We start from the raw sequence: 24,548 nt of genomic DNA, 5'->3' as shown, positions 1-24,548 counted from the left end.
GCGACCAGCGGCGACGGGGGGCGGGGGCTGGGGAGGGGGGTGCCGGTGTGGCGGGTACCGGCGTGGCGGGCTGCTGGGGTCGGCCCTGGTCGGAGGGCAGGGCCTGCCGGGATCTGCCCGGTTCCGACTGCTCGGGCCGCTCGGGCTCGGGCTCAGGCTGTTCCGGCTGCTCCGGCCGCTCGGGCCACTCGGGCCACTCGGGCCGCTCGGCCCCCGCAGAGAACTTCCCGCTCACGGCCGGTTACCCACCGGGCTTGATCAAATAGCCCGCGCCCCGGCGGGTATGGATCATCGGCTCCCGTCCCGCGTCGATCTTCCGCCGCAGATACGAGATGTACAGCTCCACGACATTGGCCTGCCCGCCGAAGTCATAGCTCCAGACCCGGTCGAGGATCTGGGTCTTGCTCAGCACCCGCCGCGGATTTCGCATCAGATAACGCAGCAGCTCGAACTCGGTGGCCGTCAGATGGATCTCCTGACCGTCCCGCCACACCTCGTGACTGTCCTCGTCGAGCACCAGATCACCCACCGTCAGCCGCGAGGCGCTCCGCGCGGCGGCCGCCCCGGCCCTGCGCAGCAGCCCCCGCAGCCTGGCCACCACCTCTTCCAGGCTGAACGGCTTGGTGACGTAGTCGTCACCGCCCGCCGTCAGTCCGGCGATCCGGTCCTCGACCGCGTCCTTGGCGGTCAGGAACAGCACGGGCACATCCGGCAGTTCACGTCGCAGCCGGCCGAGCACCGTCAGCCCGTCCATGTCCGGCAGCATCACATCGAGCAGCACCGCATCCGGCCGCCAACTACGGGCGCAGCGCAGCGCACCGGCGCCGTCCCCCTCCGCGCGGATGTCCCAGCCCTCGTAGCGCAGCGCGAGCGACAGCAGGTCGGCGAGCGAAGACTCATCGTCCACGACCAGCACCCGCACGGGGCTGCCGTCGGCCCGCAACAGCTCCGGCTGCTTCCCCGGCGCGCCCCTGGAGGACGACGTCGGAGCCGGCATACGAAACGACACTGAGGACGAGGAAGTCACGGTCATGCCCTGGAGCCTGGCCCGCCCCCGTGAGAGCTCTCTTGCGCCTTTCTGTGAATCTCCTGAGAAACCCCCATGTCTCTCCCCCCTCCCCGGGCCCCCGCCCACCAGCGGTCAGCGGTCGACCGTCAGCGGTCAGCGGTCGACCGTCAGCGGTCAGCCGCACCCTTCCAACGCCGGGTCGGGGCCCCAAGCCGACCCGCCCCGTGCCGTACTTCGCCCCCGTCCGAGCCGACCTGTCGTCCCCGGCGCCGGACCTGGCCTGCCCCCGCTCGGCCTGGCCCGCTCCCCCGTTCCCCCGTGCCCGGCCGAGCGGCCGAGCGGCCGTGGACCGACCTGGGCCGCCCCCCGCGCGGTCCAGGTCGATCACCACTTCTTAAGCATCGCACCTGCCACTGACAATCGCCCTGACCAGCACTTTCCCCTGCCCCTGACCGCACGGCAGACTCCCTCGGACGCCCTCGATTGGCTGGTCAGCAGCGGCGAATGCGTCAACAAACCGGTCGCGGTGATCACCGCCTCACCGTTCCCCACCGGCGGTGACCACGCCAACGCCCAGTTGCGCGAGGTCCTGCGGATGATGACCGGCGAGGTCGTGACGGCTGCCTGCCTCGAAATCCCCGCCATCAGCCCGAAGGTCGACCGCACTACGGAACGCGTGGCGGACGAGGCCACCCTCGCCGATCTGGGTGTGGCCCTGTCTCAGCTGGCCACGGCCGCCGCCTCACGCACGCCCTGAGAGCCCCCGCCCAGAAACCCCCGCCGTGAAGCCCTGGCTTTGAAGACCTGGCCCTGAAGCCACTGAGCGCCCTCAACTCCATCCCGCCCACGGCACCTTGAAAGGGCCCCGCACAGCCCCCCACGCACCCCTCACGACACCATGATGAAGGCGGCCCGCACAGCCCTCTCTCCCCCCGCTCACATGTCGAACAGCCGCGCCGCGTTCCCGTAACAGACCCTCCGCAGCCAGTCCTCCCCCAACTCCAGCGCGGTGAGCACCTCCAGCGCATGCGCGTAGCCGTAGGGGATGTTGGGGAAGTCGCTGCCGAACAACACGCGTTCGCCGAGGTCTGCGAGCCGGCTCCGTTCCGCCCGCGGGAACGGCGCGATCCGCTCGGCGAAGTCGGTGAACGACATGGTCGTATCGAGGTGCACGCCCGGATAGCGCTGCGCGAGGTCCAGGAAGTCGGCGTACTCCGGCATCCCCATGTGCGCGATGATCAACCGCAGCCGGGGGTGGCGGGCCAGCAACCGTGCGATCGGCTCGGGCCCGGTGTGCTTGCCCGGAGCCGGGCCCGAGCCGCAGTGGATGACGACCGGCACCCCGGCCTCCGCGAGGGCTCCCCACACGGGGTCGAGCAGCGCATCGGCCGGGTCGTACCCGCCCACCTGCACATGCGCCTTGAAGACCCGCGCCCCGTCGGCAAGTTCGGCGCGCACATACTCCCCGGCGCCGTCCTCCGGGAAAAACGTCGCGGTCCGCAGACAGTCAGGCGTACGGGATGCGAAGTCGGCCGCCCAGCCGTTCAGCCACTGCGCCATCCCCGGCTTGTGCGGGTAGATCATCGAGGTGAAGGCGCGTACGCCGAAGCCGCGCAGCACCGCCAGCCGCTCGTCCTCCTCGAACCGGTACGTGATCGGCCACGCCCGGCCCACCAGCGGCCCGGCCGAGTCGAAGTACGCCCAGACCTTCGCCATCACCCGCTCGGGCATGAAGTGCGTATGCACATCGATCAGCCCCGGCAGCCCCAACTCCCGCCAGAACGCGCCGACCCGCTCATCACCGTCCGCCACGCCGGGCCCCTCCCTTACGGTTCGACCACTACGGCCTCGCCCCTACGGCCGCGCCCCTACGGCCCCGACCAGCACGGCCCGACCACTCGCCGACAGCCGTTCCGACGCCTCCCAGCCGAACACCTCCGGCAAGCGGCACCCCGGCACTGCCAAGCCCGGAATCCACGCGACCCGACGACCGACGACCGGCATCCGGCGCCCCGGGCATCCCAGGTAGGCCCCTGGGCCCCTGGGCCCCTGGGCCCCTGGGCCCCTGGGCCCCTGAACCCACCCGGCCCGTATGGCCAGCGCACCCGTGCAGCCCAGGTAGCGGCCGGCACCCGTGCAGCCCACGTAGCGGCCGGCACCCGTGCAGCCCACGTAGCGGCCCGCTGAGCCACCAACCCCCCGCCACCTACCTGCACACAGCATCTAAACGCCCCCACCCGGCCCGGAACAACCCCCTCAGCCGCTTCCGATCAACTCCAGCGCACCACTGAGCCGGACGGGGCAGCGCCAAGCCGGAAGGGCTACCACCGATCCGAAAGGGCCACCACCGTGCGGGAAGGGCCACCACCGACCCCGAAGTTCCCGGCGAGCGAGCCCGGACAGCTCCGGACAGCCCCGGGCCGGCCGACGGCCCCAGGCAGCCACCTCAGAACAACCCCTCCTGCCCGCCGTTCCCCGCCCCCGCCCGCTCCCGTTCTCCCGCCCCGCGCGCCGCGGCCCGCACCGGCACCGTCGTCGCCTCTCCCGCAGCCGCCCCCAACACCCACCCCGACAGCAGCCGCGCATCCATCACCGCCACCACACCCGAATCCCCACCCGACCCACCAACCCCAGCAGCCCCCTCCCGCTCCCCAGCCCCGGCCCCGTCCCCAACCCCGGCCAACCGCAGATACACATCGGACCCCACCCCGGTCAGCACCTCCCCCACGATCTCCGCCCCGGACGTCATCCCGCCCAGCTCCGCCACCTCACCCGGAATCCGGTCGAGCCCGAACAGTTCCGTATGGTCGGCACAGGCGAACTCCACCGGCTCCAGCGTCTCCGGCCAGCCCGCCAATTTCCGTGCGGTGCGATGCAGTTGAGCCAGCTCGGCGGCCCGGTCCGGCACCGGGGGCAGCGCCCCGCGCGCCGCCCGTTTGGCCGCCTTCGCAAACCGGTCGGGCACCGCCAGCGCACTCCCGAGCAACGCCTCCGCCCGCCGCGCCGCCATCAGGGGCCCCCGCCCCAGCCAGGTGTACGCCACCGCCCCCTGCTCCACGAGCCGGGCCGGACCGCGCTCGACGGCCGTGATCCCCACCTTGAGGAGACCGGGACCGAAGTACGCGAGATAGACGCCGTACGGACGCGGATCGTCGGCCATGGTGTCCGCGGCCACCGAACGCGACCGGTCCAACTGGGCGCACCGCGCACACTGATCCCTGGCACTCGCACCGTCGAGCACCGCACCATACGGGCACACAATCCAGCGGCCGGCCCGCCACACCCCCAGACACAGCCGCTCCCCCTGCGCGGCGAAGGCCAGCGCCTTCCCCGCGGGGAGCATGCTCACCCGCGCCTCGCCCCGCTCGGCGCAATACCAGCCGAGCCGCTGCCCGAACCGCTCCTCCGGCCCCGACCCCGGCCCGCCGCCTGACCAGCGCGGTCCCGTACATCGCCACACACCGCCAGCGTACGACCGCCCACTGACAACGCCACCCGCCCACACCCGGCACTGAAGCCCCGCACAGCCCCGCACCCCGCACTCGCCCGGGGCCCCGCACCCCCACGCCCCGTCCCCGTCCCCGACGCCGACCCCGACCCCGACCCCGACCCCGACCAACGAGCCCACCACCGCCCATCCCCGGCCGCCCCCGTCCCCAGCCGCCCGCAGCCACCACCACCCCCACCGGCCCCACCCGCCGCGCCCCTAAGTCCACCGCTAAGTCCACCGCCCCCAGGCCACCGCTCCCCCGGCAACCAACTCCCCGGCAATCAACTCCCCCGCCCACCAACTCCCCTCAAGCCACCAGCCCGCCCCCACCCCCCGGCCCCCGGAACGTGCTCCGATACGCCCGCGGCGACACCCCCAACGCCGACTGCAGATGCTGCCGCAGCGAGGCCGCCGTCCCGAAGCCCGCCTCCGCCGCGATCCGGTCCACCGTCAGCTCCGTCTCCTCCAGCAACTGCCGGGCCCGCTCGATCCGTTGCTGCGTCAGCCACTGGAGCGGCGAAATGCCGACCTCCTCCCGGAACCGCCGGGTGAAGGTCCGTACGCTCATCGACTCCCGCGCCGCCAGCTCCCGCAGGCTCAGCGGCCGGTCCAGATGCTCCAGCGCCCAGGCCCGCGCCACCCCCGTGGACGAGATCTGCGGCTCCGGCATCGGCCGCCGGATGTACTGCGCCTGCCCGCCCTCCCGGTGTGGCGGCACGACCGTCCGCCGCGCCACATCGTTGGCCACCGCCGCCCCGTGGTCGCACCGGACCATGTGCAGACACAGATCGATCCCGGAGGCCACCCCGGCCGCCGTCAGCACATCGCCCTCGTCCGTGTACAGCACATCCGCATCCAGCTCGACGGCCGGGAACAGCCGGCGGAAGTCGTCCACCGACCGCCAGTGTGTGGTCGCCCGCCGCCCGTCCAGCAGCCCCGCCGCGGCCAGCACGAACGCCCCCGTGCAGATCGAGGCGATCCGGACCCCGGGCCGGATCCGCCCCAGCGCCTCGGCCATCGCCGGCCCCAGCCGCCCCGCGCTCCGCTCCTCCGCCCGCCCGTAGTCCGTCCCGGAGGCAGGTACGACCACGGTGTCAGCCTCCGCCAGCGCCTCCGGCCCGTGCGCGACGTTCACCGTGAAGTCCGTGTCCGTCCGCACCTCACCGGGCTCCAACGCACAGGTCACCAGCTCGTACAGCCCTTCCCCGTCCGCCGACCTGGCCTCCCCGAAGATCCGGTGCACGATGCCCACCTCGATCGGCAGCATCCCGTCCCGCACCAGCACCGCCACCCGATGCCGCCGCCCGCTCCCCGGTACGGCCCGCACCCACCCGGACCCACCACTGCCGCCGCCCCCGCTACCGTTGCCGCTCTCCACACCACTGCCCATGGCCCGATCCTTGCACACTATGACCATCGGGCCACTCGTCCTGCGCCCCGCTCCCGCGGAGAGTGGACCGTATGAAGGTCCTCTGGCTGTTCGCCCACCCCGACCAGCGCTCCCTGAGCGGCGCCCTCAAGACCGAGGGCCTGCGCGCCCTCGACGCCCAGGGCCACCAGCACCGCGTCTCCGACCTGTACGCCATGAAGTGGAACCCGGTGGTCGACGCCGCCGACTACGCCCACGATCCGGCCGACCGCCTCCTGGTGGGCGAGGCCTCGGAACGCGCCTACACGGACGGCCACTTGGCCCCCGACATCCGCGCCGAACAGCACAAGCTCGCCTGGGCCGACACCTTGATCGTCCAGTTCCCCCTCTGGTGGTACGGAATGCCGGCCATCCTCAAGGGCTGGTTCGACCGTGTCTTCGTCAAGGGCTTCGCCTTCGGCATCACCGACCCCGCCACCGGCCGCCCCCAGCGCTACGGCGACGGCAAACTCGCCGGCAAACGCGCCATGGTCATCACCACCGCCGGCGCCCGCGCCGCCACCCTCGGCCCGCGCGGCGTCAACGGAGACCTCAACGACCTCCTCTTCCCCCTCCAGCACGGCACCCTCTGGTACACCGGGATCTCCGTCGTCCCGCCCCTCCTGATCCCCGGCGCGGACCGCACCACCCCCACCGCCTACGCGACCACCGCGACCCGCCTGCGCGAGCGCCTGCGCACCCTCCCCACCACCGAGCCACTCCCGTTCCGCCACCAGAACAGCAGCGACTACGACGACGAGCTCCTCCTCCACCCCGACCTGGCCCAGCTGCCCCCGCCCCGCACCGGCCCCGCCGTCCACTACACGGCCCCGCCACCACCGGTCCACGGATGACCACACCCACAAAGACGGATGACCACACCCACAAAGACGGATGACCACACCCACAAAGACGGATGACCACACCCACAAAGACGGATGACCACACGCACAAAAAAGCCGCAGGCCCAGTGGAAGTGATTCCACTGGGCCTGCGGCGTCAGTAGCGGGGACAGGATTTGAACCTGCGACCTCTGGGTTATGAGCCCAGCGAGCTACCGAGCTGCTCCACCCCGCGTCGGTGAAATGAACACTACGCGACTCCCCCGCCAATGCCTAATCGTTTCTCTGACCACCACCCGGCCCCCAGCCAACTTTCCTTCTACGCCCCCCTGTTGGCCCGCCGCTTGCAAAACTGGCCCCATGACGCCGACACACCCCACAGACCCCACCCGCCCGGCACGCCCCACGGGCGGCGGCGCCTCCCATCTGATTGCGGTCGCCGGCAACAGCCCGGGAGTCGGCAAATCGACCCTCTGTCACTCCCTGGCCGACTGGATCAGGAACACCGGAGCCACCGTCGACCACTTCCAGGAGGCCGACATCCTCACCCGTCCCGCCTTCCGCCCTGTGGCCGAGGAGTTCGCCGCCGGCGCCCAGAGCGTGCGCCCCGAGACCCTGATCACCACCACCCGCGCCTACGTCACCGAGTCCCGCGCCGCCGGTATCGACGTCCTGGTCACCGATGCCCTGATCCCCTTCGTCCCGTCCCTGGTGGCCTGGGGCCATGACGAGCCCGCCATCGCCCGGGTCCTGGACGAGGTGTCCACCGCCGTCGAACCGACCCGGGTGACCGTGGTCTACCTGGAGGACGACCCCGCGACCGCACTCCGGCGCGCCATCGACCGCGAGGGCCCCGACTGGGAGAACTGGTATCTCACCAAGCTCGCCGCCTCCCCCGGCACCCGCTCCGTCCACGACCTCCCCTCGGCCGCCGCCCACGTGCGCCACGAAACCGCCCTGACCCACCGCCTGCTCGCCGCCACCCCCTGGAACGTCCTCACGGTGGACGTCGCCGGCCTCGACGCCCTCCGAACGGCCCAGCACGTCCGCCACCAGCTGGCCCCCCTCCTGAACGTCACCCCCTGACGACGCACGGACACCCCGGCCCTGCCGCGGCACACCACACCCCTCAGCCACCAGCCACCAGCCACCACCCACCAGCCAGACGTCGCGATCACAGCCGCAGCCGCAGTCGTGGTCGCGGCCGCGCAGCCACAACCACAACCAAGCGTCCCGCCGCGCTCAGGGGGTCGGGCCCGGCCGGCCGGGCGGTACCGGCGCTCAGCCCCGCTGGATTCCTTCGGTGTCGAGCAACAACCCGCGGCGGCCGTCCGCGGACTGTGCGAGGATCGCCGGTCCCCGCTGCTCGACGGCGAGGTACCAGGTCCCCGGCACCAGCTCCGCCACCGGCTCCAGGGAACCGTCCTCACGCACCATCTCGCGGGCCGCCGGCACGGCGAACCAGAACGGCTGGAAGCCCGGCTCCCCGGCTGCCCCGTAGTCCACGCAATACCCACGCTCGATCCCATCCGCGTCGAGCAGCAGTCCTCTGCGACCGTCCTCGGTCTGCACGACGAGGGCCTTGCCCCGCTGCTCGACGGCGAGGTACCAGATCCCCGGCACCAGTTCCCCCATCGGCTCCAGGGAACCGTCCTGCCCCATGAGCGGACGGGATACCCGCACGGCGAACCAGAACGGCTGGACATCCCGTTCCGGGGAGGCGGCCAGGGCGTTCGCCACTCTCCGCGCGGTCTCCACCGTCTGCAGGGCCCGGCGCTCCGCCTCCGCGCGCAGCACCTCGGTCTCCACGCGTAACTGCTCCGCGCGCCGTTCCATCTCCGCGAGCCGCTTCTCGGCTTCGCTCTGCCGGGAAGCCAGGCTCGCCGGGTAGGGCCCAGACGGCGGCACGGTCCCGTACGGTGCGGCACCGTCCGGAACGGCGCGGTTGCGGGCGATCGCGATACGGCCTCCGGTGTTGCGATTGCGCTGCTGGGGCACCGGCCGGGATCTGCTCACCAGCGTCCCGAGAAGATGCCGGTAAAGGGTGTCCATGTCGAGCGGATCGGGCCGGTCCGGAACACCCTCGGTCAGGGTCGTGATCAGCTCACCGGTGAACGCCGTGTAGGTCTCCCCGGGCGGGGACAGCGCGAGCCGGTTCTCGGCGCAGGCCGTCAGCAGGAAGGTCCCCTTGACGATGGCCTGGTCCGCGATGTGCTCGCTGGCGCTCATCTGCCCGAGCAGGGCACGTCCGCTGTAACAGCAGTCGAGGATCACCACGGTCCGCCGGGCACCCGCCTGCGGACCCAGCACCGCCCGGCGCAGATACTCGTACCGCAGCGAGGTGTACTCGCGTTTGCGGTCCGAATCGGGCAGGGCGAGATAGAGCTCGTCGGTGTGCGGGTCCGTGAGACCGTGCCCGGCGTAGTAGACGAGCAGAGTGTCCCGGGCCCTGCGTGCTCGCTCCCGCACCGTGTCGAGCACCTGCCCGGCACTGCCGGGTTGCAGGAGCACCGTGCACGCGTCGGGGTCCAGCCCCCACACCGCGGAGTCGGTCAGCGCCTCCTGCAGCCCCACCAGATTCCGGGCGACCGCGGGCAGATCCTCCAGGTGGGCGTAGTCATGCACGCCCACCAATACGGCCTCCGAGCGGGCCGGGTCCGACAAAACGGCCACGGCTACTCGCTGTCTCCGTCCGCCGGCGCCGGAGCGGGCGCACCGCTCTCGTTCCAGACCCGCAGAATCCGCTCGACCGTCTCGGGAGAGCCGTCCTGCACGGTCACCACCACACCGTCCCGCTCCAGCCGGATCTGCGGCGGGCGGGGGCGCGAGCCCCGCCAGGTGGCCACTGCGGTGATCAGACTGCCCAGAGCAATGCTGTTGGCGAGCACGACATTGACGAGGTCCAGCGCCCCGCCCATATGCCCCGGCTCCGGCTGCCCCGCCCCCAGGGAAACCTCCGCCTGACCACGCAGTTCGGGCTCGGCCACCAGCCAGCGATATAAGGACGCCGCCGACTCCGCGAGCCCGGCCCCCTCGGCATCCGCCACGCCCCCTCCGAACGACAGGTTGACCTCCACCCGCCGGCCCCTTCCGTCGCCACCACTCCCGGCCCACATCATAGAAGCGCACCCCCACGCCCACCGGGTTTTCCCCAGGCCCGGCCACCACCACCCCGAGCCTGGCAACGCCCCATCGCAGCTCCCCTCACCACACAAGAACTCGCCCCACGACACAACACTTGAGCACCAGTCACCTGAAAGCGGACCCTCAATTTTCACTCAGATCGCTCCGCACTCCCCCTGCGTTCCGTACGGTCGCAGTACCGAACGCTACGAACGGAGGACCGATGAAAACCCCCCTCAGCCGTCTGGCCTCCCGCACCGCATCATTCCTGCTGCACGGACGGCGGCCCCGGTTCGACCACGCTGAATCCCACCGAACCGCCCGCCCCAACCAACACGCAGGCCTGATCAACCACTACCAGCCCACTCCCCCCAAAGCGGGCTCAGGGCTGTAAGGGCCCCTGCCGACCACACACCCCGCAGTAGCTCCGGGCGCCACCCGCCTCCATGAGCCCCTCACCGCAGCCACGCTGCCGCCATGCCACCGGCATGACCTGGCATTCCCCGCTACCCCTGGACCGGGCACACAACGGGCACGCGAAGCCGAGGTGCTGGGTGGCCCCGGCTGCCCCGGTAACTGCACTCCGCTGCCACACGGCACGACAAAACCCCCGCCCGGATGACCCGGCGGGGGCTTTGATCTGCTGTGCGCTCGGCAGGATTCGAACCTGCAACCTTCTGATCCGTAGCTTTGGGCGGGGCTGCGCCGTGACGATGCCTGGTTGTCCGCCGTGTGTACCGCGCACCGTTGCTGTTAGCCCACGTGTGGCGTCGTTGCCATCAGAGTTGCCGTCACCACGCCCCGCTAGAAATGGCGACGATGATGCTGCCGTACTCGGACCATCAGCCACCGCAGCTGAAGATTGACGCACGCACCGGTTGACTTCGCACAGGTGCCCGAGAGGCAGAGACTCGTTGGCGAGGTCCCGGAACGTCACCACCCGCAGCCGGTCAACTGCAGGATGCTCGGGTTGCATGGCTGGGGCGAGCCGACACCTACTGACCTGGCCTGCACTTACCCTTGATCGCTGCTGCTTCGGCTTCCCCGAAGCATGGAGTCAGCGGCGGGAGTTGGACGCGAGCCTTGCCAAGCCCGACGCGCGGTGTGCCAAGAGTCGAAAATAGCTGGCAGTTGGTCAAGCAAGCCCTTGACGGCAAGCAGCGCCACGCTCACAACACCTGAGACGGCTAGGACCAAGAGTGTGATGGTCGAGTCCACCTGTTTCGTTTCCTCCTCAAGTCGGGTGATTTGCCCGTCGGTTGCTGACAACTCAAGCAAAGCCCTCGCATTGAGCTGTCCACCACCACCTCGGACATTGCCACTGGATCCCGGACACCCAGCCCGTACGAGTCCTATCCTGAACCTTCTGGCTCCGGACAGTCACGGACGCTGCCGGACAGTCCTGGACACATGATCAACCGGCTTATCAGGACAGGGGTGGGGCGGGTCAATGGGTGAAGCGTCTCTTGTGGAGCAGCTTGAACGTCTGCGCATGCTTTCCGGCAACCCGTCAGTACGGGAGCTGGAAAAGTTGACCAAGCGCCAGGGTCCCGATAGGCAAATGAGCAAGTCGACGATCCGCGACAAGTTCGCCGGAAACTCCGGCCTGAAGATTGTACAGGTATTGGCGCTGGTTCGAGCCTGCGGCGAGTATGCCGCTGCAATCGGAGTCACACTTCCGCCAGAAGAATACAGTGAACGCACTTGGCTAAAAAGGATTACCGCTCTAGACGCATCCATACCGCCCCATGCCGCGAACATGTCGACGGAAACAAAGGGCGCACCTCCCCTTGCCGCCGCCCCAAAAAGGAACCTAGCAGAGGAGAAGCACCTGGAACAGATGATCACCCCACTGCTGAATGCAGGGATGACGGATATTGCAAAATTAATTCGAGAGAGCAAAGACGAACCGCTAAACGAGTGGATGCCAGCCACACTCACAGCCATAAATAGAGCTGGCATGAATGACCTAGAATTTCAAAAGAAAGCTGCTCTCGCGCCACCAAGTCAGGCGGTGAAGATCCTCGTAGAAATTGAAGCACATGATGCCGAAGAGGTTGCTACCAGGTATTTCCGCTTTTGCCTGCTAACTCAGCCCCCCGAAGACATACCCAAACTTCTCGTAGCCCTCCGAAGGGACAATTCTGAAGCAGCGTACTACCACGCAGAACAAACGATCGATCTTCTTTCTGGAAAAGATAAATCCATGGGAAGTCGCCTGGACCTTGCCAAAGTAATCTATTCAATGCGCGCTGCGGGCCTAGAGAGGGATGCTGACAGATTATCGGAAGGTGTCGGCAGATACGCATTGCCCACCATGGCTCTTTCAACCGCCGGAAGCTTCCCTGAAGACTTCTACGGCGATCGAGAGAGGATCCTGCGTTCCGTAGTCGAGGAAGGCTCCCAGCGCCTCGTCAAGTTCATTCAGGCCATGAATGAAACTGCTGTGGGGCAAATAAATCCTGCTCGCGTACTCAATTCCCTACTCACAGCAATCAACAAGAAGATGGTCGATAGCATCTCCAATGACCTAAGGGAGGCTGGATTGCATGATGAGGCGACGAGGCTTTTGGAATTGAAAGGCAAGGCTTGACACCCTGACGACTTTTCGCGACTAGCCAAAGTCGAGTCTGTCCTTTGAGATGCGACAAAGAAGAGGTCAATACTGCGAATTCGCGAACCTACTGCAGCGATGATCCCACTCCGGATGACTACGCTCTAGAGCGTAGTAAATTGCGCACCGCATCGTTAAGTCGTTCACAGAAATGAGAGTAGTGGTGGAGATGGCGCGCCCCTTGAACGTGATCGGCCACTTGCCGTTCACCAACCGCATGCGGGATAAGTACGGTTCGACTGTCGAGCCCTGAACGGAACCAGGAGTCCAGCATGGCGCACGAGTTGGAAGAGCAAGAGGCCATTGGTCGTCGCATCAAGCGCCGTAGGCTCAGTCTCGGAATGCCACAGGCTGATCTAGGAGCGGCAGTAGGAAAGTCTCAAGGCTGGATGTCCAAGGTCGAGAAGGGGCACATCGAGCTTGACCGAGCTGTGCTGATCAACGGCATCGCTGCCGCTTTGCACTGCCACCCGAACGACTTGATCGACCGCCCCTACGTCGGGACCGCCCCAGACAACCAGTGGCAGCCCGCTGCGGCTTCCATCCTGCGTGAGCTGCGCCGCTACGACCTGACGCCGGTCTTTGACGGGACTCCCCGCCCCTCGGGCGCACTCTGGCAGGAGATGAAGCGTCTGCACCGGCTCCGGGATGCAGCGGCGAACATCGCGATTCTGCGGAGCCTCCCTGACCTGCTGCGCGAAGCTCACGCTCTGGCCGAAGTCTCGGCCGGCCACGAGCAGGAAGAAGCCTTCGGCGTCTACGCCGTGTGCTGCAAGTTCGCGCACACGGCTGCCCATGCGCTGGGCCATCCCGAGCTGATTGCCACCTCGTGCGAGCGCGCATCCTGGGCGGCCAGGTTGTCCGGCGACCCGGTGATGCCCGCCGTCGCGGACTGGATGCGGGTATGGGACATGTGGGCTACCGCCGACTGGGCCGACGCGTCCGCCCTCGCCGACAAGGCGCTGCTCGGCATCGAATCGCAGTACGAGGAGGGTGCGCCGCTCGCCGTACGGGCTTGGGGAAGTCTCCAGCTCCGTGCGGCTGTTTCCGCGGCACGGGCGAACAATCCCGCCGAAGCGGATCACCGCATCGGCCTTGCTCGGCAGGCCGCAGAACGCGGCGACGCCAGGAGCGGACCGCCGGTGGACGACCGCCATTCGCTCACGTTCTCCGCTGGCAATGTGGCCATCCATGGGATCAACGTCGCCCTGGAGATGAGCAACCAGACCGAGGCCCTGCGGCTGAACAACGAGGCTGACCCGGAGCAGTTGGCAGTACTACCCAACTCCCGACGAGGGCATCACCGCATGGATCTCGCCCGAGCGTGGCTCTGGGACGGGGACCGGCACAAGGCTCTCGGGGAGCTGCGAGAAGCCGAGAGGCTAGCGCCTCAGCTGATCCGCAATCACCCCATCGCACGGGCCACCCTCCGCAAGATCGTCTATGCCGAACGCGCCTCCACTCGCGAGCAGTTGCGGGGAATGTCGAGCCGTTTTCACCTGGATGACCAGGAGCTATTCCCCTGATTCATATTCGTGGGTAGTTGCGTCCTTACTGTCTGTTGCATGACGGAAGGACGACGCACCCCACAGAGCGTCCAGCGCCGCCGCGCGTTGGCCGATGCAGCTGCTGGATGGGCACCCGATCGCGGCGATCTCGCATACGACACCGAACGGCGGCGCCCCGGTGTCGTGGTCGCCTTACCTGAGGACACCGGGACCACCGTCTATCACCTGCGACCGGAAGGCGGCGGTGACGGCTGGACAGCTCCCCTCATTCGCCTGAAGGAGCACCCCGGGCCGACGGACAACGACCTCACTCTGGATGAGGCTGCCATGCCCCCGGGCGGCTTCCCTGCTGACCGAGGGGGCGCTTCGTGAGCAGGCAGACCCTCGGGCTCGGCCACTTGGACCACCCGTTGCTGGGTCGCCTGGTCATCGACCACGCCCACGGCGATCGACGCGGCATCCTCCGGGCACTCGCCCCGGACGTGAAGGAAAACAATCTCGCCCCTGTGCTCAGGGTTCCGGACACTCCGCCTGTGGCATGGCTCGCGCCAGAGGCCGGCGGCCTGGAGTGGACAACAGACCCCTCTGCAATCGAGGCGGTCAAATGAGCGGCTCGCATGCTAGGCCGCGCCCAGAGTCGTCGATTCGGTTGGCCGTTTTGGCGGCCCATCGCTGCCCTCGCTCGTCTCGGGGCAGGTGGCCCTGCTGTGGTCCTCGTCGGGGCCAGTGAGGCCCGTAGCGCGCCGGTACCGGCCAGCGCCCCGGACGTAGACCCCGACGCCTTCACGACGGCACATCATGCCCCCCAGCACCCCTGCCGTTGCGTTCCCCGCAGCAGCCCTTAGGCCCCCAGAGCTGCCTGCCGCAAGGAAAGACTCTCGCGCCGGATGCAGCGTCGACTTCTCGTCTACCGCGGGAGCGGTAGCCCCTTATGACTTCCGCCATCGGCGGGGACTTCCCGAGAGCGCCGGTACCCATCACGGCCGGTAGTCCACCGATGGCGGATGCCCGCCCCGCTGTGACGGACGGACATCTCCGGGTCCAACTGGGCCGGGACCAACAAGAGAGAGGAGACGGGCACGCCTGTCAGTACGGAGCCTGAGACGGAACAGTCCGATACGGAACAGCCTGAGACCGTCACGACCGACACCGAGATGCCCAACCCCGCCAGCACGGACGACGAAAGCGCCGATCAGGGCGAAGCGTTCGATCTGGTGGGCGCATTGGCTGCTGCGTAAGCCAACCGCCAGCATGCCCCACGGGGCGCCCTGCCACTAGGTACCCGTCCTGGTCGCTCCCAGCTCCCCGCTGCGACCAGGACGGACCCCGTACCGACCAGCCTGTACCTGCCTTCGACGGACCGTTCTGAGGCTGGCGCGCCTTTCGGTACCCGCTCGGGTCACTAGGCCCGATTGCCGCGAATCCCAAGGAGTGAGTGTCACGATGAGTGCGGCCCAAAAGCCGTTGAAGTTCGCGTGGTTGGAAGTGACGGGCTTCTGCAACGAGCACTGCGATCACTGCTACGCCGATTCGTCCCCGCAGGGAACCCACGGGACCATGACTGTTGATGACTGGAAGAGCGCCATCGACCAGTTAGCGGACATCGGCGCGCGCGATGTGCAGTTCATCGGTGGTGAGCCGACCCTGTACCCGTACCTGCACGAGCTGATCTCGTACGCCCACGGGGCGGGGTTGGCAATCGAAGTGTTCTCTAACCTCACGTACGTGCGTGAACATCTGTGGGACGTGTTCACCCGTTGCGGGGTCAAGCTCGCCACGTCCTACTACTCCGACAGCGCGCAGGATCACGACAAGGTGACCAACCTGCGGGGCTCCCACCGACGCACCAGGGCGAACATCAAGAAAGCGCTCAGCCTGGGCATCCCGCTTCGCGGCGGCGTCGTCGCGGTTCATACGCAACAGCGCGTGCACGAAGCGGCGGAGGACCTCACGACCCTTGGAGTGCAGCACGTCGGCGGGGACCGGACACGGGCGTTCGGACGAGCCAGCCGAGGGGCCAATTCAACGGTTGACGACCTGTGCGGGTATTGCGCCCTTGGGCAATGCGCCATCGGCCCGGACGGCAGCGTCTGGCCGTGCGTCCTGGGGCGCTTCATCACCCTTGGCAACATCCACGAGACCCCGCTCGCCGAGATCTGGAACAGCCCGCGCACGACGGAAGCACGCGCAGAGATCGCAGCTGCACAGGGCTTGAGGCCGGCGCAGGCTTGCACGCCCCCGCAGTTCCTTCCGAGTTGCCAGCCGTGCGGCCCCTGCGTCCCCTCGGTGGGGCACTGCGATCCGCAGGAAGCCTCGTCCGCCGAAGCTACGATCGGCGCACCCGCGTAAGCGCTGAGTGAATTCGTAGGAGTGTCCACATGGTTGATCACGGCGACGACTTCGGCAGGTGGCTGGAAGAGGGGCACCCCGAAGCTGTGCAGCGGACCGAGGAACAGTGGGCGCAGATCGCCCGGTACGTACGCCAGGTGGCGAATAAGATCGGTCCCGCGCTTCCGCACTGCCTTCCGGGCGAACCACAGGAATGCGGGCGCAGCGCTCAACAGCATGTGCTGGTCTGGTCGGCGGCTGTGAAGGCTGCCGCCCACCACCTCATCGAACAAGCTGCTCCCACTCCGGCGCGCGCGGCGCACGTCGCGGGTCCGCTCTACCAAAGGCGACTGGCCGAGTTGCGCACCCTCGACGCACCGGCCGCTGGCGCTTCCACCACACAGCATGAAGGCCCGCATCTGACCAGGTGAACATGGGCCGCGCAGGTCAGTCTGCGCGGTGAGAACAGAGCTCCGACCGGTATGACGCTGTAGCTGGTCGGAGCTCTACTGGTTCTCGGCGGTGCCTCCGTCGGCCTGGTGGTGCTGCTTCGGGCTGGTCGGGTTGCTTCCTGGGGTCCGACGGCACGCTTGCTGTCCTTGCGCGCTGAGCTGCCGTCTACCCCTTCGTAGGGCTCGACTCCCAGCGCTCCGCCTTCGACCGCGTGGGGACGTGCTGAGGGGTGACGGCAACTCGCCGGACGATGACAACGGCCCAGTCGGCGCCCCGGTAGCCATCTGATCGACCTCACACCGACTGTCTGAGACGGTTGCCGTCAACCACTGCCGTCAAGAGAAACACCAGAGGCCCCGTTCAATATCGAACGGGGCCTCTAGCCTGCTGTGCGCTCGGCAGGATTCGAACCTGCAACCTTCTGATCCGTAGTCAGATGCTCTATCCGTTAAGCTACGAGCGCTTGGCTTTCCGGCGGTTTTTCTTGCCGGTCGGCGTTGCGGGAACAACATTACATGACCTGCGCCGTGAGGCGAAATCCATTGCCCGCAGCGCCTCTGACCTGCAGAAACGATCTTATGGCGGGGGTTTCGGGGCCACTCGGGCCAGGGGGAGTCCTCGATGATCCGGACGAAGTTGGGGCGGGTGTAGTCCTCTTCGAAGCGGTCCAGGACATCGGCCTTCACATTGCCGAAGGTGGTCTGGGGGCGGTGGGCCAGGCCGGCGTGGAAGGCGCGAAGGATCCGGCGCTTGAAGTCGGGGCGCGGGTGGGCGGCGACGATGGCCTCGCGGGTTTCCGTGGGGAGGGTGTCGTAGCCGATGCCGAGGACGTCGAGCTCGACGCCGGCTGTGACGAGCGCCACTTCCGGGGCCATGTGGTGGGGGATTTCCGGGGTGGTGTGCAGGGCGATGCCTTCCCAGACGAGGCGGGCGCGGTCCTCGGGGATGCCGCGGGCGGTCAGGAAGGCGCGGGCCTCGTCGGCGCCGTCCAGCTCGAAGCGCTGCTGGGAGGTGCGGAACTTCTCGGTGAGGCCGAGGTCGTGGAAGAGGGCTCCCACGTAGAGCAGCTCCGGATCGAAGTCCAGGCCGTGGTGGCGGCCGTGGCAGGCGCCGAAGAGGTGGACGCGGCGGGAGTGGTGGTAGATCAGGTCGTCAGTGACGTCGCGGATCAGTTCGGTGGCTTCCCGGGCCAGTCTGCTGTCGGGGAGCGGGATGCCACCGATGGCGGCGGCGCCGGGGTCCGACGCGGGCGAGCGGTCTCGGGTGTCATGGGTTCAGCGTCGCGCGGTCCGGCGGACGGCGCCGTCCGGGCGACCGCCAGGCGTGGGTACGTCTTCGGCGTGCCCGGCGGATTCGGCGTGCCCGGCGGATTCCACGTGCCCAGAGGGTTCGACGCACCCAGAGGGTTCGACGCGCCCGGCAGATTCCATGTGCTCGGCGGAGGTGTCGTCGGTGTGATCGCGGAGGCGCCGTTCGGGCGGCCGGGGCTGAGGCCGGGGCGGGTGGGCGGCGTGAGGTGGCGTGAGGTGGGGTGGGGTGAGGTAGGTGGCGTGGGGTGAGATGCGGCAGGGCGTGGGGCCGGGTGGCACCGAGGACTGGGCCGGCCGTCGGGTCACCGGGCAGGCTGGACCGCCGCCCCCTTGCCGCCAGGTCACCGGTCAGCCCGGCCGACCGCCCCGCCGCCGGGCCACCTCGCCACCGGGCCACCGGGCCACCGGGCCACCGGGCCACCGGGCCCCGCACCACCGGCACACCGGCACACCGGCCCGCCGGACCACCGGCCCACCCAGTCCCCCGGCCACCGCCCACCAGCCGCCACCGCTGCCACCGCCGCCGCCCCAGAGAACGCCCAGCCAGCAGCCACCCTCCCGGTCGGGCCCAGCCTCAGCCCCTCACCCGCCCGGCACCCACACCCGCACCCGCGCCCCCCTCCCAGGGGCCACCACGCTCCCGATGCCGGACCGAGACGCCGTCGGCCGCCCCCGGAGAACCCCCGGAAAAGCGTTCAGGCCCCGGTCTGGGAGGACCGGGGCCTGAACGAAGAAGAGCGGAGGCGGAGGGATTTGAACCCTCGATGGGGGGTAAGCCCCAAACCGCATTAGCAGTGCGGCGCCATAGACCGGACTAGGCGACGCCTCCACACACCCCACGCGCGCATGCACGCTGTGGCGTGTCCAGATAATGGCACAGCCTCAAGGGCTGTCACCAATCGCCCCCTACGGTACTAGGCGCGCGGGCCACCCGGCAAAGACGTTCCTGCAGCGCAACGTCGGGGGCGGCGGCGCGTTAGAGGTGTCGGGGCCGTAGCGACACGCGTTGTCGTGCGCCCCCGGCGTGTACGTACCGCGTACCGCCCCGCACTCGCCTCTGGAGCCTGTGATGCCGTACCGCCGGACGTCGTCCCTCTTCGCCGCGGCCGCCACCGCCGCCACCGCCGCCACCACGGCCGTGGCCCGTCTCACCGCCGCCGCTGCCACCTCCGCCGCCGTGTCCGCCGTCTCCGCCGCCACCGCGCTGGCCCTGGCCGCGCCCGCCGCGTCGGCCGCACCGATCCCGCTGCCGCACGTCCGGTCCGGGGACGGCATCACCGGCGCCGGCCACCACACCCCCGCCGCTCAGCCCAACCCGGCAGGCCACCACGCCCCAGCCGCACAGCCCAACCCGGCAGGCCACCGCACCCCGGCCGCACACCACGCCCCGGCAGGTCACCACGCCCCCTCCGGTCACCACGCCCTCTCCGGTCACCACGCCCCCTCCGGTCACCACGCCCTCTCCGGTCACCACGCCCTCTCCGGTCACCACGCCCTCTCCGGTCACCACGCCCCGGCCGGTCAGCGCGGCCCCGTCGACCACCAACCGCTCGGCGGCCGGGACACGCCGGCTCCGTACCTCGCGTCCGTCGACCACCTCACCGTCACCGTCCACGGCTCCGGCTCGGCGGCCACCAATGGCACCTTCGAGCTGTACTGCCACCCCGCGCGCGGCAACCACCCCCACGCCAACCACCCCCACGCCAAGCAGGCCTGCAAGAAGCTGGACGGGATGACGAGGTGGGGCAGGGACCCGTTCGCGCCCGTGCCGCAGGGCGCGAACTGCACGATGATTTACGGCGGCCCGGCCACCGCCCATGTCACCGGAACCTGGGCGGGGCGCCCCGTCAACGCAGATTTCCGGCGCACCAATGGGTGTGAGATCAGCCGCTGGAGCAGCTTCGAACCCCTGCTCCCGTCGACCAGTTCATGACCCGGTTCATGCCGTAGTAGCGCGCCAGGTCAGGACGATGGGGCACATGTCGGGCGTGCGGCGAGTCGCACAGGGCCGTGGCATTACCTCCTCGTCATCCGCCTCCGCGTCCCGGGCAAGTGCCCGTAGACTCCATCCCAGCGATCCGCCACGGTGGATCGGCAAGGTGCGGTAACAGGGAGGAAGCGTCGTCGTGAGCAGCAGGCCATCCCGAGGCGCTGCTCGCCTCGCAGCCATACTCGACGCCCTCCCCGACGCGCTGTTGCTCGTCAACTGCAACGGCACGGTCGTCAACGCCAACACCATCGCGCTGGAGACCTTCGAGGCGCCGGGCACGGCCCTGGTGGGGCGCGGGCTGCTCGATCTGCTGCCGTCCTTCGACTCCAAGCGCATCCCAGGGTCCATGCGGCGCCGGGACGAGGAGATGGCAGAGGGCCGGACGAAGCCGACGCGCATGGTCGCGCGGCGTACGGACGGCACCGAGCTGCTGGTCGAGGTGACCAGTGCCAATCTCGAGGACGGCCGTACCCCGTACGAGTCCGCCTTCGAGGCCGCGTACGCCGATCACCGCAATGGCTATACGGGCAATGAGCTGCTGATGCTCGTCGTCCGTGATCTGACCGGGACGCTGGACACCGAGACCGAGCTGGCCCGCCAGCAGCGGCAGACCGAGATGATTCTGCGGGCCGCGGCCGAGGGTGTGGTCGGGGTCGATGCCGAGGGCAAGGTCGTGCTCGTCAATCCGTCCGCGGCGCAGATCCTGGGGTTCCGGGCGAGCGAGCTGGGCGGCAAGGAGCTGCATCCGCTGATCCACCACTCGCGGGCGGACGGCTCGCCGCTGCCGTGGGAGGACACCCCGCTGGCCGACACGCTCAAGTCGGGGCGCAAGCACCGGGTGCGCGGGCAGGCGCTGTGGGCGAAGGACGGACGGGCGGTGCCCGTCGATCTGACGACGGCGCCGGTGCGGGACGGCGATCAGCTCGTCGGCGCGGTGATGACCTTCACCGACCGCCGGCCCTTCGACGCGCTGGCGGCCCGGCACACCCAGCTGCTGGCGGTGCTCGACCAGGCGCTGCGCGGGCCGCTGGAGGAGCTGAAGGGCGAGCTGGGCACGCTCGCCTCCGACCCGGCGGGCCAGCTCTGGCCCGAGGCGAACCAGATCCTGCACCACCTCGCGGCCGGGCACGCCCGGATGACGACGCTGGTGGACAACGTGCTGAGCTATCAGCGGCTGGACTCCGGCAAGGAGAAGCTCAACCGCACGAAGGTTTCGCTGGACGGGGTCGTCGCGGCCGGTGTGGAGGGCGCGATCGAGCTGATCGGGCCGGGCCGGGCGCAGTTCGCGGTGCATGCGCCGCCGATAGAGGCGACGGTCGACGCGGAGCGGATCGCGCAGGCGCTGTCGCATCTGATCGCGGATGTCGCGGGGGTGGACTCGACGGGCCGGATGCCGTCCGGTGAGGCTGCCGCGGGCGGGCGTTCGGGGTCGATCCCCGGCGATTCGACGATCGTGGTGGCGGCGGCCAAGCGCGGTGATGTCGTACGGATCGAGGTGCGCGGCCCGTTCGATGGCGGCGACCCGGTTCATGAACCGATCGTCCGCGGCATCGTGCGGCAGCACGGCGGGCTGATGCAGACGCATGAGGTACCCGGCGGCGGGCCCGGCGCGGGCGGCAGTGCGTATGTGCTGGAGCTGCCGGTGGCGGCGGACGGTACGTCCCCGGACGGGGCGACGGCCGGGGCGGACGTGCCGACCGGCAATGAGACGACGGTGATGCCGGTACCGGCGGCCCGTGCGCGCGGCACCCAGGGCAACGCGGCGGACGCGGGCGCGGCCGGCGACGGCCAGGGGCCGGACGACGAGGGGCACGAGGGCGGCGAGGGGCCGTCCGGCGGTGACGGCGGGCCGGGCGGTACCGGTGGGTCCGGTGAGCCGCTCGGTGGCGGTGGTGGCGAGCACGGCGCGGCGGTGCCGGACCAGTCGGGCGGGGCCCAGCCGACCGGTCGTCGGCGGGCGCGGCACTCGGGTACGGAGCAGGGCGCGCATCCCGGCGGCCCGGAAGCCGGTGTGCCGCACGGTGCGGCCGGCGAGGGCGCGCCGGGTGCGGCGGGCCCGGGAGCGGGGGACGGCGGCCCGGGGGCGCACCCCCAGCACGGTGAGACCGCGCGCGGTGCCCAGGGCGGCCCGGCCACGGACGGCAGGGGGCTGCCGCCCGGTATGGCGGGGGCCGAGGCCGTACCGCCGACGGGACGGCGCCGGGCCCGGCAGGGGACCTCGGAGGGCGGCGGACTGCCCGCGCTCCCCTCCGGGACGAGCCGGGCGCCGGAGCAGCAGCCCGGCCCCGCCGCGGGGGCGCCGGGCCAAGGACCGGCGGCCGGTCCACAGGGGCCTGCGACGCCGCCGCCCAACGGGCCGGCACCCGTGCCGGCCTCCGCGTCGGCCCCCGCGCAGGCGAGCCCCCAGATTCCAGGTCAGAGCCCGGCTCCGGAGCAGACTCCGGCTCCGGGCCGGCCGCATGTTCCGGGACAGGCCGCCGGCCCCGGCCAGCCGGCCCCGGGGCCGCCGGGTCTCGGCCCCGTCCAGACGGGCGGCCGGCGGGCGCGCCGGGCGCTGGCCGAGGCGCCCGAGCGGACCGCCCCGGGTGAGCGGGACCGGGCGTCGGCGGCCTCCGGGGCGCAGCCGTCGGCCGGTGCGCGTACCGCTTTCGCGCTGCCGCCCGCCGCCGCGGACCGGACCCCGGAGTCGTCGGTGCCGGCGCTGTCCGCGACCGCCGACCAGGCGCCCGCGCAGTCGGCCGGTCCGCAGGAGGCCGCCGGGACGGGACGCCGCAGGGCGCGTCGGCCGGTGGCCGGTGGCCCGGAGGCGGCGATGCCCGCCGGGCAGCCGGGTCACGAGCTCGAAGCGGCCGTCAACTCCGGTGCGCCGCAAGGAGAGTGGGACGGCGAGCCGACCGGCAGACGGCGGGCCAGACGGGCCGCGGCCGAGGAGCGCGCGGCGGCCGCGATGGCCGATTCCGAGTCGTCCGGCACCTTTGTCGCGGGCCCGGAGGGGCTCGTGGCGCAGCCCACCGAACCGGCCGAGGCGACGGGCACGGCCGGTGGCACAGCGCCCGGGACCGCCCCCGCGCCGGACGCCGGTGCGCCTCAGGCGCCCGACGCGCCGCAGCCGTCGCCCGCTCCCGCCACACCTCAAGAGCCCCAGAGCCCCCAGGCCCCCACCGGCCGTCGGCGTGGCCGCCCCAGCCCCGCCGAAGAGGCCGCGGGCCCGCCGCCCGTGCCCCCGCAGGACCGGCCCGCCGCCGCTGCGCACCGTCAGCCGCTGCCGCCGGCCGCCGAGGACGACGGGTATGCCGCGGGGCACTCCCAGGGGCGGGCGTTCAGCGTGCGCACGCTCGGGCAGGGCGTGCCGTTCGCCCAGCAGATCGCCGATCAGCAGCGCCCGCCGACGCCTCCCGGCGGCACCCCGCCCGGCGGTACGTCCGCCGGTTCGGGCCGCCGCCGCAAGCTCGCCGCGCCTCCGCAGGAGGGGCAGCGCGCGACGGCCGCCGAGTCCGCGCCGGCCGAGGCGCGTCCGCACCCCGGTGCACCGCAGCCGCAACCGCAACCGCAGCCCAAACCGCAGGCCCCGGCCCCGCCACAGTCCCAGCCCCAGCCGCATCTGATGGATGCCAGCGAGGGCCGGGCCTTTGCGATCTCCGCGCCCGACGAGGGCAGCGAGGGCCCCGAGCCGCTGGACGGTCCGAACGGCGCCATAGAGGTGATGGACCGTCAGCCGATGCCGATGGACGACGAGCTGCCGCCGGAGCCGCTGGACAATCCGCGCCGGCTGCTGGTCTGGCCGGCGCCGGATGTCGCCACCCAGCAGGCGCTGAGCGACCGCGGGTACCGCCCGGTGATCGTCAACTCCCGCGAGGAGGTGGACGCCCAGATCGCCGCGTACCCGGCGGCGCTCTTCGTCGACCCGCTGACGGGGCCGATCACCCGCACCGCGCTGCAGTCGCTGCGCCAGGCGGCGGGCGCGGCCGAGGTCCCGGTGCTGGTGACCGCCGGCCTGGGGCAGGCCACCCGGGAGGCCGCGTACGGCGCCGACCCGGCCGTGCTGCTCAAGGCGCTGGCGCCGCGCGACAGTGACGTGCACCCGCCGCGGGTGCTGCTGATCGAGCAGAACGACGACATCGCGGGCGCCCTGACCGTGTCGCTGGAGCGGCGTGGGATGCAGGTCGCACGGGCCGGGGCGGACACCGAAGCGGTCACCCTCGCGACGCAGATGCGGCCGAATCTGGTCGTGATGGATCTGATGCAGGTGCGGCGCCGACGGGCCGGCATCGTCGACTGGCTGCGCGCCAACGGGCTGCTCGACCACACGCCGCTGGTCGTCTACACTTCCGCCGACCTGGACCCGGCGCAGCTGCCCCGGCTGGCGGCCGGCGAGACGGTGCTCTTCCTGGCGGAGCGCTCGACGAGCGCCGAGGTACAGGCCCGGATCGTCGACCTGCTCGCCAAGATCGGCACGAACTGACCCGTGGTGGG

Annotated in this window: 15 protein-coding genes, 3 tRNA genes and 3 pseudogenes; 10 read left to right on the top strand and 11 right to left on the bottom strand. The window is 70.4% G+C overall.

Going from position 1 to position 24,548, the window contains the following annotated elements:
- Positions 1 to 241: 241 nt before the first annotated feature.
- Positions 242 to 997: a response regulator transcription factor gene (locus AB0C46_RS03870; RefSeq protein ID WP_362825463.1), complete on the bottom strand. Its 756-nt coding sequence runs from the start codon at positions 995 to 997 to the stop codon at positions 242 to 244.
- Between the two features lie 538 nt (positions 998 to 1,535).
- On the opposite strand from AB0C46_RS03870, the gene AB0C46_RS03865 reads away from it, so the two are divergent.
- A complete protein-coding gene (locus tag AB0C46_RS03865) occupies positions 1,536 to 1,766 on the top strand; it encodes a hypothetical protein (protein WP_362825461.1) in 231 nt (76 codons plus the stop codon).
- 179 nt (positions 1,767 to 1,945) lie between these two features.
- On the opposite strand, the gene AB0C46_RS03860 is transcribed toward AB0C46_RS03865, so the two are convergent.
- From AB0C46_RS03860 to AB0C46_RS03850, 3 genes are all read right to left on the bottom strand, one after another.
- Positions 1,946 to 2,821, bottom strand: coding sequence for an amidohydrolase family protein (locus tag AB0C46_RS03860; protein ID WP_362825459.1), 876 nt, complete (start codon positions 2,819 to 2,821; stop codon positions 1,946 to 1,948).
- A 634-nt stretch (positions 2,822 to 3,455) separates the two neighbouring features.
- Positions 3,456 to 4,469 carry a DUF2797 domain-containing protein gene (locus AB0C46_RS03855; protein ID WP_362825458.1) on the bottom strand — a complete coding sequence of 338 codons (1,014 nt, stop codon included), beginning with the start codon at positions 4,467 to 4,469 and terminating at the stop codon, positions 3,456 to 3,458.
- Between the two features lie 337 nt (positions 4,470 to 4,806).
- Complete coding sequence (locus tag AB0C46_RS03850) at positions 4,807 to 5,889, bottom strand: helix-turn-helix domain-containing protein (protein ID WP_362825457.1); 1,083 nt, start codon at positions 5,887 to 5,889, stop codon at positions 4,807 to 4,809.
- Positions 5,890 to 5,960: 71 nt separating this feature from the next.
- On the opposite strand from AB0C46_RS03850, the gene AB0C46_RS03845 reads away from it, so the two are divergent.
- The gene (locus AB0C46_RS03845) at positions 5,961 to 6,761 is read left to right on the top strand and encodes an NAD(P)H-dependent oxidoreductase (RefSeq protein WP_362825456.1); all 801 of its coding nucleotides are present in this window, start codon (positions 5,961 to 5,963) and stop codon (positions 6,759 to 6,761) included.
- A 149-nt stretch (positions 6,762 to 6,910) separates the two neighbouring features.
- Here AB0C46_RS03845 and AB0C46_RS03840 read toward each other — a convergent pair.
- Positions 6,911 to 6,984, bottom strand: a tRNA-Met gene (locus AB0C46_RS03840).
- Between the two features lie 125 nt (positions 6,985 to 7,109).
- Between AB0C46_RS03840 and AB0C46_RS03835 the strand changes: the two genes are divergently transcribed.
- Positions 7,110 to 7,835 carry a hypothetical protein gene (locus AB0C46_RS03835; protein WP_362825455.1) on the top strand — a complete coding sequence of 242 codons (726 nt, stop codon included), beginning with the start codon at positions 7,110 to 7,112 and terminating at the stop codon, positions 7,833 to 7,835.
- Positions 7,836 to 8,030: 195 nt separating this feature from the next.
- Here AB0C46_RS03835 and AB0C46_RS03830 read toward each other — a convergent pair.
- The 3 genes and pseudogenes from AB0C46_RS03830 to AB0C46_RS03820 form a co-directional block, all read right to left on the bottom strand.
- A pseudogene (locus AB0C46_RS03830) lies at positions 8,031 to 8,240 on the bottom strand (hypothetical protein); the annotation flags it as partial.
- Positions 8,241 to 8,810: 570 nt separating this feature from the next.
- A pseudogene (locus tag AB0C46_RS03825) lies at positions 8,811 to 9,380 on the bottom strand (caspase family protein); the annotation flags it as partial.
- A 44-nt stretch (positions 9,381 to 9,424) separates the two neighbouring features.
- Positions 9,425 to 9,826 carry a hypothetical protein gene (locus tag AB0C46_RS03820; RefSeq protein WP_362825453.1) on the bottom strand — a complete coding sequence of 134 codons (402 nt, stop codon included), beginning with the start codon at positions 9,824 to 9,826 and terminating at the stop codon, positions 9,425 to 9,427.
- Positions 9,827 to 11,364: 1,538 nt separating this feature from the next.
- On the opposite strand from AB0C46_RS03820, the gene AB0C46_RS03815 reads away from it, so the two are divergent.
- From AB0C46_RS03815 to AB0C46_RS03795, 5 genes are all read left to right on the top strand, one after another.
- A complete protein-coding gene (locus AB0C46_RS03815; protein WP_362825452.1) occupies positions 11,365 to 12,465 on the top strand; it encodes a hypothetical protein in 1,101 nt (366 codons plus the stop codon).
- 293 nt (positions 12,466 to 12,758) lie between these two features.
- Entirely contained in the window at positions 12,759 to 14,012 is a 1,254-nt protein-coding gene (locus tag AB0C46_RS03810) for a transcriptional regulator (protein WP_362825450.1), read from the top strand.
- Between the two features lie 350 nt (positions 14,013 to 14,362).
- On the top strand, positions 14,363 to 14,602 hold the full coding sequence (locus AB0C46_RS03805; protein WP_362825449.1) for a hypothetical protein: 240 nt from the start codon (positions 14,363 to 14,365) through the stop codon (positions 14,600 to 14,602).
- 835 nt (positions 14,603 to 15,437) lie between these two features.
- Complete coding sequence (locus AB0C46_RS03800) at positions 15,438 to 16,343, top strand: radical SAM protein (RefSeq protein ID WP_362825447.1); 906 nt, start codon at positions 15,438 to 15,440, stop codon at positions 16,341 to 16,343.
- 29 nt (positions 16,344 to 16,372) lie between these two features.
- Positions 16,373 to 16,753, top strand: a complete 381-nt coding sequence (locus AB0C46_RS03795; RefSeq protein ID WP_362825446.1) for a hypothetical protein — start codon at positions 16,373 to 16,375, stop codon at positions 16,751 to 16,753.
- Positions 16,754 to 17,165: 412 nt separating this feature from the next.
- Here the strand turns inward: AB0C46_RS03795 and AB0C46_RS03790 are convergent.
- The 3 genes and pseudogenes from AB0C46_RS03790 to AB0C46_RS03780 all read right to left on the bottom strand — a co-directional run bounded on the left by AB0C46_RS03790 (position 17,166) and on the right by AB0C46_RS03780 (position 18,914).
- Positions 17,166 to 17,238: transfer RNA gene (locus tag AB0C46_RS03790), tRNA-Arg, on the bottom strand.
- 481 nt (positions 17,239 to 17,719) lie between these two features.
- Positions 17,720 to 17,860, bottom strand: a pseudogene (locus AB0C46_RS03785) (phosphohydrolase); the annotation flags it as partial.
- A 963-nt stretch (positions 17,861 to 18,823) separates the two neighbouring features.
- Positions 18,824 to 18,914: transfer RNA gene (locus AB0C46_RS03780), tRNA-Ser, on the bottom strand.
- A gap of 240 nt (positions 18,915 to 19,154) precedes the next feature.
- Here AB0C46_RS03780 and AB0C46_RS03775 point away from each other — a divergent pair.
- Both AB0C46_RS03775 and AB0C46_RS03770 read left to right on the top strand, forming a co-directional pair.
- Entirely contained in the window at positions 19,155 to 20,018 is an 864-nt protein-coding gene (locus AB0C46_RS03775) for an SSI family serine proteinase inhibitor (RefSeq protein ID WP_362825444.1), read from the top strand.
- A 193-nt stretch (positions 20,019 to 20,211) separates the two neighbouring features.
- Entirely contained in the window at positions 20,212 to 24,537 is a 4,326-nt protein-coding gene (locus tag AB0C46_RS03770) for a PAS domain-containing protein (protein ID WP_362825443.1), read from the top strand.
- Positions 24,538 to 24,548 lie beyond the last annotated feature (11 nt).

The organism is Streptomyces sp. NPDC048637, from assembly GCF_040650675.1.
GTDB lineage: Bacteria > Actinomycetota > Actinomycetes > Streptomycetales > Streptomycetaceae > Streptomyces.
The sequence above is the reverse complement of the archived record's forward strand: the minus strand, read 5'-3'. Positions and strand labels throughout refer to the sequence as shown.